This window comes from Helicobacter pylori (assembly GCF_003637665.1).
Classification (GTDB): Bacteria; Campylobacterota; Campylobacteria; order Campylobacterales; family Helicobacteraceae; genus Helicobacter; species Helicobacter pylori_CK.
The window spans coordinates 35,657-50,119 of sequence record NZ_MVWR01000011.1 but is presented as its reverse complement, the minus strand read 5'-3'; the positions used below and the strand labels follow the sequence as shown (position 1 = coordinate 50,119).

Annotated in this window: 10 protein-coding genes and 3 pseudogenes; all 13 read right to left on the bottom strand. The window is 34.1% G+C overall.

Annotation, left to right across the window (positions count from 1 at the left end; all coding sequences use genetic code 11):
- Nucleotides 1-271: pseudogene (locus EAL49_RS07085) on the bottom strand (hypothetical protein); the annotation flags it as partial.
- 19 nt (nt 272-290) lie between these two features.
- Complete coding sequence (locus tag EAL49_RS07080; protein ID WP_120829610.1) at nt 291-2,552, bottom strand: type IV secretory system conjugative DNA transfer family protein; 2,262 nt, start codon at nt 2,550-2,552, stop codon at nt 291-293.
- Nucleotides 2,549-3,067: a replication regulatory RepB family protein gene (locus EAL49_RS07075; RefSeq protein WP_120829609.1), complete on the bottom strand. Its 519-nt coding sequence runs from the start codon at nt 3,065-3,067 to the stop codon at nt 2,549-2,551. The genes EAL49_RS07080 and EAL49_RS07075 overlap by 4 nt, the downstream gene beginning before the upstream one ends.
- Nucleotides 3,064-4,008 carry a CpaF/VirB11 family protein gene (locus EAL49_RS07070; RefSeq protein ID WP_033588776.1) on the bottom strand — a complete coding sequence of 315 codons (945 nt, stop codon included), beginning with the start codon at nt 4,006-4,008 and terminating at the stop codon, nt 3,064-3,066. Before EAL49_RS07070 ends, EAL49_RS07075 begins: the two co-directional genes overlap by 4 nt.
- Nucleotides 4,009-4,012: 4 nt before the next feature.
- Nucleotides 4,013-4,285, bottom strand: a complete 273-nt coding sequence (locus EAL49_RS07065; RefSeq protein ID WP_120829608.1) for a hypothetical protein — start codon at nt 4,283-4,285, stop codon at nt 4,013-4,015.
- A gap of 16 nt (nt 4,286-4,301) precedes the next feature.
- Entirely contained in the window at nt 4,302-5,279 is a 978-nt protein-coding gene (locus tag EAL49_RS07060; protein ID WP_120829607.1) for a hypothetical protein, read from the bottom strand.
- A gap of 12 nt (nt 5,280-5,291) precedes the next feature.
- On the bottom strand, nt 5,292-7,541 hold the full coding sequence (locus tag EAL49_RS07055) for a dermokine domain-containing protein (protein WP_120829606.1): 2,250 nt from the start codon (nt 7,539-7,541) through the stop codon (nt 5,292-5,294).
- Nucleotides 7,525-8,724 (bottom strand): DNA type IV secretion system protein ComB10, encoded by a 1,200-nt coding sequence (locus EAL49_RS07050; protein WP_120829605.1) that lies wholly within the window; start codon nt 8,722-8,724, stop codon nt 7,525-7,527. The genes EAL49_RS07055 and EAL49_RS07050 overlap by 17 nt, the downstream gene beginning before the upstream one ends.
- Nucleotides 8,721-10,375, bottom strand: a pseudogene (locus EAL49_RS07045) (TrbG/VirB9 family P-type conjugative transfer protein). The gene EAL49_RS07050 and the pseudogene EAL49_RS07045 overlap by 4 nt, the downstream one beginning before the upstream one ends.
- A complete protein-coding gene (locus tag EAL49_RS07040) occupies nt 10,372-11,508 on the bottom strand; it encodes a VirB8/TrbF family protein (protein WP_120829604.1) in 1,137 nt (378 codons plus the stop codon). The pseudogene EAL49_RS07045 and the gene EAL49_RS07040 overlap by 4 nt, the downstream one beginning before the upstream one ends.
- Nucleotides 11,501-11,640, bottom strand: a pseudogene (locus EAL49_RS08490) (type IV secretion system protein VirB7). The gene EAL49_RS07040 and the pseudogene EAL49_RS08490 overlap by 8 nt, the downstream one beginning before the upstream one ends.
- Nucleotides 11,637-14,219: a VirB4 family type IV secretion/conjugal transfer ATPase gene (locus EAL49_RS07030; RefSeq protein WP_120829602.1), complete on the bottom strand. Its 2,583-nt coding sequence runs from the start codon at nt 14,217-14,219 to the stop codon at nt 11,637-11,639. The pseudogene EAL49_RS08490 and the gene EAL49_RS07030 overlap by 4 nt, the downstream one beginning before the upstream one ends.
- Entirely contained in the window at nt 14,219-14,455 is a 237-nt protein-coding gene (locus tag EAL49_RS07025) for a hypothetical protein (protein WP_001183709.1), read from the bottom strand. Before EAL49_RS07025 ends, EAL49_RS07030 begins: the two co-directional genes overlap by 1 nt.
- Nucleotides 14,456-14,463 lie beyond the last annotated feature (8 nt).

The window sequence follows — 14,463 nt, the reverse complement described above, 5'->3', positions numbered from 1 at the left end:
CAAAGAAATTGACATCTTCTTTACTATTATCCTTATATATTCGTTTTTCAAAGCTTAAATACTTTGCCCATTCAATAGGATCTCTAGAAATCATGCTTGCTTTATTGATTTGCGTTTTCACAACATAAGGGAGTGGCTCTTGTATTTCATTGACCTTGTCTGACTCTTCAATAGGATTGTTTGTTGCAATATCGCCATTATCTAAGACGCTAAATAAATTCGGTTCTTCTCTTAAAGTTTGAAGTTTCTTTTTGCTGGGTTTATATGCCATTTTTTGCTCCTTTTAAAATTTAACTTTGGGTGCTTTGTGTAACTTCTTGTTCGCTTTCTTCATCGCCTTGTTGCATTTTCTTAAACAAGGCTCTTTTCTCTTCCATACTGATTTCACTCAGTGGCTTTTTTAAAATCTCATCAATTTCATTGTGATTTCCTTGCTCTATATTTTCATTAGCATTTTCTAAGGTAATGGGACTTTCATTGTCTTTCTCGCTTTCTTTTAAGTTTGAATTTTCAAGCTCTTGTGGTGTAGTGGGATTATTCTCGTTAGTGTTTCTCTCATTGCTCTCATTCTCTACTTTTTCCCCCTTATTACTTGGTTCTAAGTTAGCTGTATCTTGTTTGTTTTGATTAGGGGGCGTTGTAATTTCTGTAGTGGGTTGCGTAGGCTCTTCAACTCTTTGTCTCTCTATTTCTAAATCAATAGGCAAATTAGCTCTTTTTAAAAGCTCTTTATCTTTGAACCAATAATTAGCCTTAAGTTTTAAAGGGGTCGCTTTAGCCCCTGTAACAATTACAATAACTTCATCTGATTCTATATTCATAATGTCTTGGGCTGTGAGTAAGTTTCTACCCTCATGGCTATAAGAAGAACTACCTCCAAAAACTAATTGATTTTTTTCAGTAGAATAGTTTTTAGATTGTCTAGTAAATTCGCCCACTTCCTTAGAGACAATCTCAGCATCTTCAGCACTATTCATCTTAAAGACGATGTTATAATGCACCACGCCTTTTAAGATTTTCAAATCATCATCGCTATAATATTTTCTAATCATCGCATAATCTTGTGTGATGAATAAGGGGACAACATTATAAGAACGACACAATGCTGGCATTTCTAATAAGAAAGGCAACTTACCAAATCTAACAAATTCATCTAAAATCATATAAATGCGTTCTTCTTTTTTAGAGCTTTCATTAGTTAATAAGTTTTTAGCAATGCTTTCTAAAATCACTCTAACTAAGGGAGCAAGCGTGTTAATATCTTTTTGAGCAATAACAATATAAAGACTAATATTGTCCGTTCTTAATTCTTCATAATCAAAGCTCATTTTAGAAGTAGCTACTTTTACTTGATTGCTCTTAAAAACAGACACAAAGCGATTAAAGGTAGAAATGATACTTGCAAATTCTTCTTCAGCACTATTAGCCCAAGCTCTTGCATCATTTCTTACAATTTCATCTAATGCCTCTTCACTTCTAGGAGTTGGTTCAGGTTCATTTGGGTCAAAATTTCTAGAGTCTTTGGGGTCGGCGTATTTTTGCTCTGAAACTTGCAAATACCACAATTTTCTCGCATTCACATTAGGGATTAAAATAGGCTCATTAGTTTGTGGGTCTAGGATAATTTCGCCTGTTTTTTTATCGTGTTGATAGAGTTGTTTGTAATAACGGCTTCTTTTGTCAATCAAATTAACATAATCTCTATTTGGACCCATAGCGACATCAAAAAAGTTTGTTTCATCTTTGGAACAAACATCATACAAGGCGTAAAAACTAAACAAATCTTTAGCTTTAGATACCCAATGGTCTTCGCCTTTTTCTTCGCTAATAAAGACATTATTAGCATTTTCTTGAACAAGCCTTAGGCGTTGGTCAAAGTTCATGGGTTTTACAATCCTTTTATCAAAAGGATTAAAATAGCAAGTGTTATCATCACCATAAGGATTAAAGATTAAAATCCTATTGTTTAAGAATTTTTGCCTATACCCTGCAGTCTTATCTCTTAATTCGCCTTTAATATCGGTGATAATACAGCTATTAGGCAAGGTCAATAGATTTGGTAAAGCCACGCATGCGGTTTTACCAGCTCCGGGTGGTGCAACAATCATCGCTCCTAAAGGCTTGTCATAACACACATCTCTAAGTTTTAGAAAACCAAATTTACCTAGAATAAAGCCATTATCAAATTGCACCCCTAATCTATGGACTACCTTACAAAAGCCCTCTTTACTAAAAATTTTAAAACATTCTATATCTTTGCTATTAGCCCATCTCGCATAGCCATGTGAAGTTTCTTTAGTCTTTGGAAAACTAATGTAAATTGTAGCCATTAAAGGCATTAAAGAAATAAGCATGGTAATATAGACTTCAAATTTTAAATCTAAGATACTCGCTCCCTTATAAAGCCCTACAAACACACTTTGAGAGAAAAAATAAGCCTGTCTCAACGACTTTAAGGCATCAAAAGTGTAATAATTTGCCAAGATAAAAAATAAGGGGATAAGTAAAATGCTAAAAAGCACGCAAAAAGCTTTCACAAATTGCATTTTCATGCGTTGTCCTTTTTTGGCTCAGTAATAGATTGTTTTTCATTAAGAGCGTTAAGGACTTTTGAGATGGCGTTAAACTCTGTTTGGCTTTTTTGCTCTTTATAGATTTGGAGCAACAATTCCAAAGAGACTTTTTTACAATCTTCTACATTTTTATTGAGCGTATCCATAACTTTAAAAAGCTCTTCTAAAAATGTTAAATTCTGCAAATAAAAGGGCTTGTTATACTTAATTGCAATGTTAGTGTTCTTGGTTAATTGATTGAGATTATTACTATTAGCCATAAGTTCTCTATAGACATGCTGGTTGATACTAATAACTTTAAACAAACTCTCATAAAAATCTCTTGCTTTTAGATTTTCTTTATTAGGGTCTAATTCTAAAATAAGATTTTCTATACACTCTGTAATGTTTAGTTTTTTAGATTTTAAATAGCGCTCTAAAACTTCTTTAGCATTTTGAGAGATAAAGCAATTGATGTGTTTGCCTAGCTTGCGTTTGTTTTGATACTTTTTCATAGGCTACTTCTTAATTCTTTGGTGGGTAAGATTTCTTGGATATATCTAGTGTTAGTGGCTTTATCAAGCACAATTTGAACAACTATATCCACACTGCTTTCAAAGAATTTTCTAGCTACTTTTACATCTAAACCACTTTTATTCATCTGTAGATTTAAAGCAATCGCCTCTATGACCCCATGCACACTATCTGCATGTAAAGTAGAAACCATGCCTTTATGCCCTGTATTGCCAAATCTTAAAAAAAGCATAGCATTTCGTGTGTCAATCTCACCTACCATAAGCCTATCAGGACTCATTCTCATTGCCATATTCAAGGCGTTTTCATAGGTAAATTTAGAGCTTTCGGTCTTATCCACTAACAAGGATTTATGATTTTCAAACGCTCTTAAATCTAATTCTTCGCTATCTTCTACACTCACTATTCGTGTGTGTTTAGGGATAAATTCAATCAAAGCGTTTAAAAAGCTTGTTTTACCACTGCCTGTGCCTCCACTAATAAGCAAGTTCTTTCCCTCAATCATCAGCTTTTGTAAATACTCATAGTTATATTGACACGCACTAGAGAGCTTGAAAGCTTTTAAATCAAACTTTTTCTCGCTAGGCACTCTAATATTCAAACTCAATTCATTATCCGCACTAATAGCAAAGTGGTTCATGCTCACTCTGTATCTAGAAGTAGGAATGGAAGTATTAAGGGTGGGGTAATTAGCGTTAAAGAATAAATCTCTAAAACTCGCTAATTGCTCCCCAAAACTAAGTAGAAAAGCTTTGTCTAAATTTTCATCAAAGACTTTTTCTCTTACTCCATCAAGCTTATAGAGCCAAATTTCTTTTTCTTTATTCATAATCAGCTCTGTAATACCGCTATCTAAATAAGGCAAGAGCCTTAAAATAGCGTTTCTTAAAGCCCTATAATCTTTGAGTTTGTCTAAGTCCATAAAATTACTTTCTTTTTAATTCTTCAATCTTTTTACTAAGCGTTTCAATCTTGTTATCCAAGCACTTAATGCGTCTGTCAAACTCTCTTTGCAAGCTTTCACGCTTATTGATAGCCTTGTCTAATTCATCAGTGCGTCGAACAATTAAATTGGCGTTGTTTTTTAATTCCTTAGCTTTTTGAATATTGCTCAATGGCATTTCTGCTTCCTTTGGTTTTTGGTTTTCATTATTTGAGATAGGTTCTAACCCATTTTCTTGCGTGATTTCATCTGACATCATTGGCTCCTTAAAATTAAAATAAATAAGCGTAGTTGAACGCTATGTAGCTAGAATTAGTCGCTTTGGTAAGAAAATTAGAAAACAAGACCTCGCCCTTAAAATTCCCGTTTTGAACGACAATTTTGCTAGGCACAACTGACTGATAGTTAATTGCTCCTCCAAAGCGATAATTCACTTCAAATTGATGATGGTTTAAATAATAATGAAGTCCAATGGTAGGATAAAAACCATGATTAAAAATATCTTTAGGCTTATTAGTGATAAACGCACCAATCATAGTTTTTATGGGGTCTATTTTTGCAAAATAATATTGCATGCGCCAGCCAAAGCCTACGCTTAATCCTAGTGTGTGGCGGTTCTTTTTAATGACATTTAAAAAGTCAAACAAATACTTTATATCTAGTCCAAAGTTTAAGGGCGTGTAATTAGCGCTAACCTTAGATTTGTAAATGTCTATATTTGTGGTTATAGAACTAGGTGTGCCTCCATACAAATGCATTGAAAATTTAATCCCATGTTTTTTTGTAGCTCCAAAGTAATGCTGGTAACCCATTAAAACGCCCATATTAAAATTAGCGTTACTAGAAGTGTGGCTATAAGTGATTAAATCATCTGTAGCATTAGAGATAAGGCTTAGACTTTGAGTTAATTTTGTGCCTGTAATAGCAATTTCTGAGCCCAAGAAAAAGCCGTTTTTAGTTTGCATAGCTTTGAAATGTTTTTGAGCTTTCTTTTTTTCTTTAAATTCTCTTTTAACTTGACTTTGTAACAACTCAGTGCTCTTTAAGGGAGTTACTTCTTGCTCTTTAAGGGTATTTTGTGGAGCAACTTTTTGTTCTAGCTTGTGTTCTAATTTAATTTGTGGAGTATTTTCTTCTTCTTTATCACTAGGCATAATGGCTAAAAAATCGCTATTATCCACAAAGCTTTCATTCGCATTCAAGCAACTAAGACTAGCTAAAAACAAGGCTTTTTTTAAATGTAAATCCATTACTTTCCTTTCTTATTGTTTAGGGACAATCCAATTATTGTGTGAGGCACAAGAATAATTAGCATTAGGTGTTTGCGCCCATGAGCAATACTTGCCTTTATCGCTAGATTTCCAAGGACTACCAGAGCTAAAACTATAAGACATACACAAATTACCATTCCCATTAGGGCGGTAATAAGTGGCTTGCCAATTGGTAAAATCTTGCGTGTTAATAAGTTGCTTAACACCATTATTGAGATTAAGCTCTTGGCTTAAAGTGGTGAGTTCAAAATTTTTACGATATTCATCGCTCAAATTAAGACTATTAATATAGATAGTCAAAGGAATGCGTTTGAGCGTTTTTTGAGCTTGTGAGACATAATAGTATTTATAGGTATCATACACTGCATCACTATCGCCCTCATTTCTAGGGCGGATATATTCAATGGTTGTGCCTTGATTGATGGTTTTATATTGTGTAACCCATTTAGCTAGGGTTCTTAGATTGCCTTGAGAATAGCCTGTGTAACCATAGGTTTTAGTCCAAGAACCCCAGAAATCATTACAATAAGAAGTGGCAGTCCATTGACTACTATTTAATGACATTTCTTGAATTTCAAAGGTAGTGTATTGTGGCAAATTATCATTAGAACCATCTGTAGTGTCTAAATCGCCTACTTCTTCGCCTTTAACTGAACTTGCAACATTGATTTTGGTATAAGGTTGGACAATTTTAGGCACTTTACCCATATCAGAAGTGTAATCACAGCCTGTTACATTGTAGTATTGATTAGCTACCGTATCAAAGATACGAATTTGAGTGGGTCGATAAGCCTCTAATTTAGCATCATCAAACTGCCATTTACCACATGCATAAGTTTGATAACTAAATTTCAAACGGCTAACCACATTATGACTGATAAAAACCTTTTGTTTAGTGATAGGGTCAATATAGTATTGATTGACCACTCTTTGAACCGTTCTAGTGGCAGGGTCATTATCGTATTTGACTAATTGTTCTTGAACGCCTGCAAAATCGGTGCAACTTTTAGCCACATGGATAAGATTATCAAGTCCACGAAATAAAATCTCTGTTTGAAAAAAACTCGCACTCCCACTCCCATAGCCTTTATCGGTAGTGGTATCTAGTTTGCATTTATTAGCGTCTTCATACATAGTAAATTCAAATTGTTTTCCATACAAATCCACACAACCACCAATATTCACACTTTTATTTTCTCTGTTAATGAAATAAAACTGCGTTTGCTTAATGGCTTTCATGTTTTCAAAGTCATAGCTGTATTGACAGACATTGTCGTTTCTAAAGGCTTGCATTTTAAAGCAAGAGCCATTTCTATCTACAATATCTAAACTCATCGTGTTGCCATTTCTAATGGGAGCGGTGCAAAATTCATTCGTATAATGACTATCTGCACTTGCAGTACCTCCATTGGCACTATTATTCCCATTAGCCCCACTTGTGCCATTAGCTCCATTAACTCCATTTGTGCCATTACTTCCATTAGCGCCACTACCATTTTGAAGTCCGGGCGAATAAGGGAAAGGGATAAAGCCTCCTCCCATGCTCCCTATACCTCCGCCTTCACTTATAAAGGGGGTATAGCCACTATTAGAACTCCCACTAGAGCCATTTCCACTCCCAGCAATTGGGGGGAATGGGTTAGAGCCTACACCTTGATAGCCACTTGTGCCATTATCTCCATTTGCTCCACTACTTCCATTTTCCCCTTTAGCCCCATTATTACCAGAAGTGCCATTTACTCCATTTGCACTTGTACCATTAGAGCCAGCGTTATTGCTTGTGTCTCCATAACCACTTGCATATCCCATGCCACTTGTTCCACTCCCACTAAAACCTTTGCCATTTTTACTAGATGTGTAGGTGCTTTTACTCACACCTATGGCATTAGACATCTCGCTATCATTTTCACCGCCTAAGACAATCCTTGTGCCTTTTTTAAGCACTAATTTGCCTTTAATCTCTTTAATGGCGTTTGGGGGGCTTTGTAAGGTCTTATAATCATTGCCCTTTTTAATATGCGTTACACTAATTGAAAGATTAGCTCTATTCTTAGAGGCCTTGTAATGACCCATAGCAAGTGTATTTTCTTGAACCTTATTGCCCACAACCACAAAAGCTTTAAATTCGCTATTTTTTCTTAAATTCCAATCTTGCATGGTCTGTATCACAAGAGCATGGCTTATTGAAGTAACTAAACATAAACTCATCAAAATTTTAAAAGCATTAGATTTCTTCTTCATTGTTAATTTCCTCTTTTGTTTTGATTGGGGGTTTTTTCTCTTTAAAAAACTCCGCTAGAACCTCCCCATCTTTTGGTTTAGGGATAAAGATGTCTAAATTAGGGGCAATAAACACTCTGCTCCCCTCTCTAATGATGATAATGGGGTTTTGCGCTCCATATTGTCTTAGCATTTGATTGATAACTTGATTGATGCCCATGCCTGTATTTCTAGTGAGTTGCATAAGCAAGTAATCCCCAAAAAAAGGGTTGCCATCACCCTTTCTATTTTGCCTATTAGCTAAGGCTGAAGTAATTCCTATTAAAAGACCATTAGAGAGCGTGTTAGTGAGTAAGGGGATACCATAGCGTTGAAAGTTTCGGCTAATGTATTTGCCTACTAAGCCATTATAACCCTTCACATCAGCCCCCCTTGCGTTAGTGAGCATGATATTTATGCCTTGAGGGGTGATAATTCTAGTCCAAGCAATGTTTAAGCGGTATTGCCCGATTTGATTATTGTTATTGTAATAGCCTATAACCTTAGAGCCTTTAGGGATTAGCACCGCTCTACCCATAGAAGCAAATATATCGCTCTCTACTTGGGCGGTTACTTTTCCAGCAATTTGAGAGCTAATAGGCGTGATTAAAAAGGCTGGTATCATTCTATCAGCGGTTATGGTTCTTAAAAGCTTATGCTCATTAGTGCCGATGTCTTTATATTTTAAATTAGTAAAACTATCCACGCCGTATTCCGTCTCAGGCTTAGTGGCTGGTTTAGTTGGTTCTAAAGGTTTAAGGCGTGTGTTTAAAAATTCTAATTGCTCTTTAGTATGCTTTGGTTTAGGCTTTATTTTAGGGGGGCTTTGTAAAACTTGTTGCAAATGCGTGATGGTGTCATTTTGCTTGTTGAGATTGCTGTTAAGATGACTATAATCTGTAATGATAGGATTAGTTGAAACATTAGCAGTAGTTGGAGCTGTAGGTTGTGACGTAGTTATTGTTTTGGGGTTTTCTTCTTTTTTTGGCTCTTCTTTGACTTCTTCAAAGAAATAATCGCTTAAGGGGAATTTACTCTCACTTACTTGAAAGATTTCTTCTTTATTGTTATTGTTTGAGCCTTTATTAGCAAGCAATCCTAATGCCATTAAAACAACAAAGCCCCCAACACCTAAGCTTATCTTTTTAAGCAAGGATTGTTTCATCTTACTTTCTTTGCTATCTTTTCTATACAAAGATAGGCTTTACCAAGCTTTAAATTCCATTGATTTGAGACATCTTCAGCGATTAAGTAATCGCCTACTACTCTGCTATTAACAGGATTATCATAGCCATCTATAACTTTATAAACTACAGGGAATTTACTTCTAGCATTAGAGCGGTTAAATTTAAAATAGGTAAATTGCTCATCATTAAAGATTTGAGTGGGTAAATCATCTTTATACTTAGATTTAACAATCTTTTTGCACATCCACAAGCAATACCATTTGCGTTTTTTCTTATCTATAATGACATAGCCATATTCCATTTTTTTCTTGTTGATATAGATGTGATTGACATTGTCCCCAATCCTAATAAACTTGCCATCATCTTTGATTTTGGCGGAGTAATCCACATATTTCATTTCATCTTGGTTGTGTCTATGCTCTTTGAAAGTTTTAGTTTGATTGCTAATCACTTTAAAATTTTCTGAAGCCTTTCTAGAATTATCTAAAGCGTTACCAGGTGGATAGCTAGGGGATTTGAAACGATTTAAAGAAATGGGAGCATTTGCTAACGCTATTTTAGTGGTAGTAGGGTTTTTTGACTTTGGGTTTTGTTCTTTAATGCTGTGTAATTTTTAGTTATCTTTTTAGGTGCGTTATGGCTTACTTTAATGTCTTTGTTTGGGGTGCTATGAGTGGTTTTATTTTCTTTGTTGATTTCTTTCTTAGTGGTAGTGAAATTTTTAAAATACTCTTTAGAAGAAATATACACCATTAAAGCTGGGTTTTTAGAGCTAGTATATGTGGTTGAAAACATATAAAAGCTATAGACCTTACCGCTTTTTCCAATGATAGTTAAATTGCTATCTACGCCAATTTGCAAGGGCTTAATGAGTAAGATATTAGAAATCAAATGCTCTTTATCTTCGCCTAGCATTTTAGTAGAAAAACCTATATCATCGCCTAAAACTACTTGAGCAATGGGTTCATCAAAAATAAAAGTGGTTGTCATAGCGTATCTTAGGCGAATATTAAAAGTATCGCCTATGGTGTAATGGATAAAATGAGCGTTATCTTTTATGGAGCGGTTTTTAGCAAAGAAGTTACTTTGAATAGCGTTAAAATTAGTCATGGGTTTTAGGGAATTATCATCATTATTATTGTCATCGTTTTGTGGGTATGTATCATCGCTCTTTTGAGTTTGTTTAGACACTTCTTTGTTTGCATAAGGACTATTAGCACTAAACGCACTAATAGGCACATCATTAGGTTTTGGAGTGAGCTTGTTATTGACATAATTAGTGGCATTATTGATAGTTTGCTTGGTGCTATTAAGAGCATTATTGGTGAATTGTTTGGCGTTATTTAACATTGTTTGAGTTTGTGTGTTATTTGGCTGGCTATTTTGTATAGGTGTAGTGGGTTGTGAATAAGGGTTTTGATTTGGCATAGGTGTTTGCATAGAATTAGGCTGTGTGTTGTAGTTAGTGCTAGGTTGTGTTTCTTGGTTAGTCTGGTTATTAAAGGGTTGTAAGGAAACATCGCCTTTTGAATAATCCATAGGCTCATTATAATTTTGAATGTTATTTTCTGCTAATAAGGGAGCTAAGAGCGATAAAGTAAAACTAATTCCCCTAAATGCCCTAATCATTGTTCTTCCTTATTATTAGGCATATTAGCTGGGTTGTTTTGGGGGTTAGTTGGATTTTGTTTTTTGTATTCAATTTTAGAATGGGGTCTTTCCACTTTTTTATAAGTCTTATCTAGGGCTTTAATGCTTGCGATTTCACTCAAGGAATATTTATCTACGATAAAGCCTGTAGGGTTTTTAGGCATAGAACTATAATCAAATTGAATAATGGGTTTGAAGTGATAGACTAAAGACACTCTGTAGCGTTTTTCAGAGATTAAATAGCCTTCATCAAAGACTTTAGCCACAATATCTGCTACAGCTATATTTTGCTGTTTGCCTTTCTTATAGATAGAAATATTGATGATTTTAATTTCTCTATCCATATTGGAATTAGAATAGATACTGCCCTTTCCTGATACTAATTGTTCTAAAGTCTTCCACACTTCATCAGAGCTTTGCTCTCTTATAGTTTCATTTAGTCTAATTTTGTCATCAATATGATTGATAGTTTCTCTACTCATAATATAAGAGCCGATTAGATTGCGTAAAAATGCCTCTCCATAATCTACTTTAGTGTCCGCCTTTTGCACCACTGCAAAATGCTTATCGCTATTAGCAAAGTCTATAAAATAAGGCGTGTTTTCTTTTAAGGGCATCATAATAAAAATGGCTATACTTAAAGCAATGATACCTATAAGCCCCCCTATAGCTAATCTATACGCTATTTGAGTGTTCTTTCTTTGGATTTCAAACACGCTAGATAAATCTAACTCATCTTTTTTAAAACTCTCTAGCTGGGAGTTTAATTGTGGCATGACATTGTCTTTAAGCTTGTGTGTAACAATGCGTTCTAACTCAGGCAACACCCTTTCTTGAATTTTATTCTCCCATTTTTCAAAAGAGATTTTTTCTAACTCTTGGTTTTTAGCAATGCTTGTTTGAATGCTTTTAATGAGCTCTTCTTGATTTTCTTTGGTATCTTGTTCTAAAAACTCTTCTTGTTGGTTTTTTTCTTGTTCTTCTAAAAACATGCTTAAACTCATAAAAAAGCATTTAGCGTATTCTTTAATATTTTCTTTAGTAAAAGAGCCTATTTCAAAGGAATTTTCTAATTCTTTTAAATGCTCTCTAAGTTCTTGCAAATTAGACATGTGTCCCCCTTAAAAAAGAGTTGTTAAGTCCTTTAACGCACAAGGGGATTTTTTCATCTCTATGAATTTATCTGAGCATGCATTTAAAAGCACAGCCACTAATATAAAAGCTAGATATTGCATCTTTTTCATGTTGGGCAAAGCACCTTTTCTAAGTGTTTTTTGTCATCAAAATTTTCGTGTTTGTTACTCACAAAGACTTCTTGCCAAGTTTTAGGGTAATGCTTAATGAGATTATCAATGTGTTCTACCATGCTAGAATTAGAGCTAAAGATTTGTAGGTAATTACCCAAAAAACTTAGGCTCACATCTATAATGTTAGATGAGCCATCATTCATGTTTTTGAGTAAGACTTTGTATTCATTAACGGCGGTGTTTTCTAAAAAATGTTTTTCTGTATCGCTTAGTCTAATGCCAAATTTATCGTTTAAATCTTTGGTATCAATATTTCTTTGGGGATACAAAATCAATTGCCCCATATTTTTTATAAAGCTTTGAGCGTTTCTCACTTCGCTTAGTTGGTTAATGTCTTGTAGGGCTAGAACAATCACCCCATTAGCCTTTCTAGCTTGAGTAATGACTTCATTGATTTTTTTATTCATCATTTCATTTTGAGCGTAAGACTTAAACTCATCAATAAAGTATAAAAACCCACGATTGATTTTTAAGGCTCTGTCAATCATCTTATGAAAGACATAGTAGGCTAAAAGCCCAGCGTCATCATCATTATGTAAAATGCTATCGGTATTTATGGTGCTAATACGAGTTTTAAAATCTAGACTATCCATTCGGCTAGAAAATAAGGAAGATTTTAAATAGTCTTCAAAACTACTATCTAAAATGTCTGTATTGGTTTTAACAATGGCATTGACAAACTCTTTTAAATCAAAAGGAAGGGGTAATTCTTGGTTGCTAAATTTGGCTTGTTTGACTTCATCGTTATAATTTCTATACATCGTATCAATAGCGTTTAAAAGGGCTGTTCTATCTTCTACTTTATCCTTATGGTCATCATAACTATCCACTTTTGCCATTTGGGCATAAAAATGCAATAAAAAGGCTCTATTAGTTGCGCTATCTTCTAATGAAAAAGGGTTAATATGAAAGTTTTCGCCTTGATTATAAATCCCATCAAAATACTTGGTAAAGGAATACAAACCATTTAGTCTATCAAGAGCTAAAATATCAATGTTAGAATATTTTAAGGCACTCATCATCAAATAGCTAATGAGCGTGGTTTTACCAGCACCTGTTGCTCCTATAATCATGGTATGTCCTACCACTCGTGCGACATTGTGGGCTAACACGCCCTTATGTTTGACTTCTTGATTATGAAAATTAAACAAATAAGGGCTATGGTCTAGGTTCTTAAACACAGATAAGGGCATATCCCCCCAAGAATTTGCTCTAAAACCTGTATTATTTTTCTCAAACAAAATCAAAGATGCTATGACTTGGGAAGTTTGATGTCTCATTCTAGGATTGATATTGGCGTTATTTGGGAAGAATGAAAAATAAGATGGTTTTAGCCCTATGGTTTCTGTAACACTGCCTAGTCCAGCGTTATTGAGTAAAGATAAAATCTCTTTTAAAGACTTATCTAGTTTTGCTTTACTTTTAGCTCTTAAAACTAAGTTTAAGGCACACTCTTGCATACTCAAACGATTGGCTTGCACCAATTCTATATAATCATCAATATCATTTTTAACGATTTTAGAAAGCGTGAGCTTTTTCTTGGTTTTTAAAAAATTCAAGCTTTCAAATTGCCCTAAAGAGCGGATATGAAAGATTAAATCTAGTTCAATTTGGGTGTGTAAAAGAGTAGATATAGGGAGTGAAGAAATTTCTTCACTCTCATAGTTTTTAATCCCCACACACGCACAAAAAGTGCTTTGATTTTGAAATTCAATGATGAAATAATCTTTTTTAAAATGGATATTACTAGCGATATAGCTATCGCTTAGTCGCTTTAATTTAGGATTAAAGGCGATGTATTTGCCATTGATGTATTCTGCGTAGAAATTTAATACTTCTTTAGAATTTAGTAAAGTGGGTTTAAATTCTTTAAGAGCGTTTTTTACTCTTTCTATGGTTTGAATGAGTAAGGCTCTTTTACTTGTGGCGCTAAAGGTTATCTTTTTTTTGAACTTGTTTTTCTTGTCTTTTTTAGAGCTTGTATTTGAATGGGTCTCATTGGAGCTATTTTCATTCTCTTGTTTATTCTCTTTAGAGCTTTCTTCTAATTCTTCATTGATTGAAGTAGTCATTTCTAATTTCTTTTTCTCAAAGAAAGATTTGACATTAGAAGTAATGCTCTCAAACACTAAAAAATACTCTGTTTTGTAGATTTCCTTGTTCTCAAATTGCGTGATAATAGCTTTTGCGTATGGGTTATCAATATTTGGGCTTTGGTTGATAAATTCTTTACGCCTTTTAGCGACAATCCTTAATTGAATGTCTTTACTAATGGTGTTTAAAACATTTTGCCTTGTATCAAAATAGCCCTCCAAATCTTTTTGCATTAAGTTTGAATAACTTAGTCCTTGTAAAGACATAATAGCGACTAAATTTTCTTGTTTAGTGATGATGAAAGTATCATCATACAAGCCTGAAATATTGCATTCCTCTGTCATAGAATAGGTTTTTGGAACAAAACCTGTTAAAAGGTCTATGGCTTTTTCTTTACAATATTTAAGAGCGTTTTCAAACATTAAGAAGACTTTCTTTTTCTTTTAGGGGGCTTAGAATTATTGCTTACATGCAAAGTTACATCTTTATGAAATTCATCTACAATGCTTTTGATACCACAAACAAGGGCATAAGCATCATTATATTGCTCGTTTTTCTCTAATAAATCCACACTCTCTTTCAACTTAGAGATAGTTTGCTCTAAGTTGTAAGCAATAGTTATTTTATTAGGTTCTTCTACTACGATTTCTTGTTGCATATCCTTTC

What these genes read in the sequence shown, in the direction of transcription:
- EAL49_RS07080 (WP_120829610.1), bottom strand. Translation starts at nt 2,552, where the DNA reads ATGAAAATGCAATTTGTGAAAGCTTTTTGCGTGCTTTTTAGCATTTTA.
- EAL49_RS07075 (WP_120829609.1), bottom strand. Translation starts at nt 3,067, where the DNA reads ATGAAAAAGTATCAAAACAAACGCAAGCTAGGCAAACACATCAATTGC.
- EAL49_RS07070 (WP_033588776.1), bottom strand. Translation starts at nt 4,008, where the DNA reads ATGGACTTAGACAAACTCAAAGATTATAGGGCTTTAAGAAACGCTATT.
- EAL49_RS07065 (WP_120829608.1), bottom strand. Translation starts at nt 4,285, where the DNA reads ATGTCAGATGAAATCACGCAAGAAAATGGGTTAGAACCTATCTCAAAT.
- EAL49_RS07060 (WP_120829607.1), bottom strand. Translation starts at nt 5,279, where the DNA reads ATGGATTTACATTTAAAAAAAGCCTTGTTTTTAGCTAGTCTTAGTTGC.
- EAL49_RS07055 (WP_120829606.1), bottom strand. Translation starts at nt 7,541, where the DNA reads ATGAAGAAGAAATCTAATGCTTTTAAAATTTTGATGAGTTTATGTTTA.
- EAL49_RS07050 (WP_120829605.1), bottom strand. Translation starts at nt 8,724, where the DNA reads ATGAAACAATCCTTGCTTAAAAAGATAAGCTTAGGTGTTGGGGGCTTT.
- EAL49_RS07040 (WP_120829604.1), bottom strand. Translation starts at nt 11,508, where the DNA reads ATGTCTAATTTGCAAGAACTTAGAGAGCATTTAAAAGAATTAGAAAAT.
- EAL49_RS07030 (WP_120829602.1), bottom strand. Translation starts at nt 14,219, where the DNA reads ATGTTTGAAAACGCTCTTAAATATTGTAAAGAAAAAGCCATAGACCTT.
- EAL49_RS07025 (WP_001183709.1), bottom strand. Translation starts at nt 14,455, where the DNA reads ATGCAACAAGAAATCGTAGTAGAAGAACCTAATAAAATAACTATTGCT.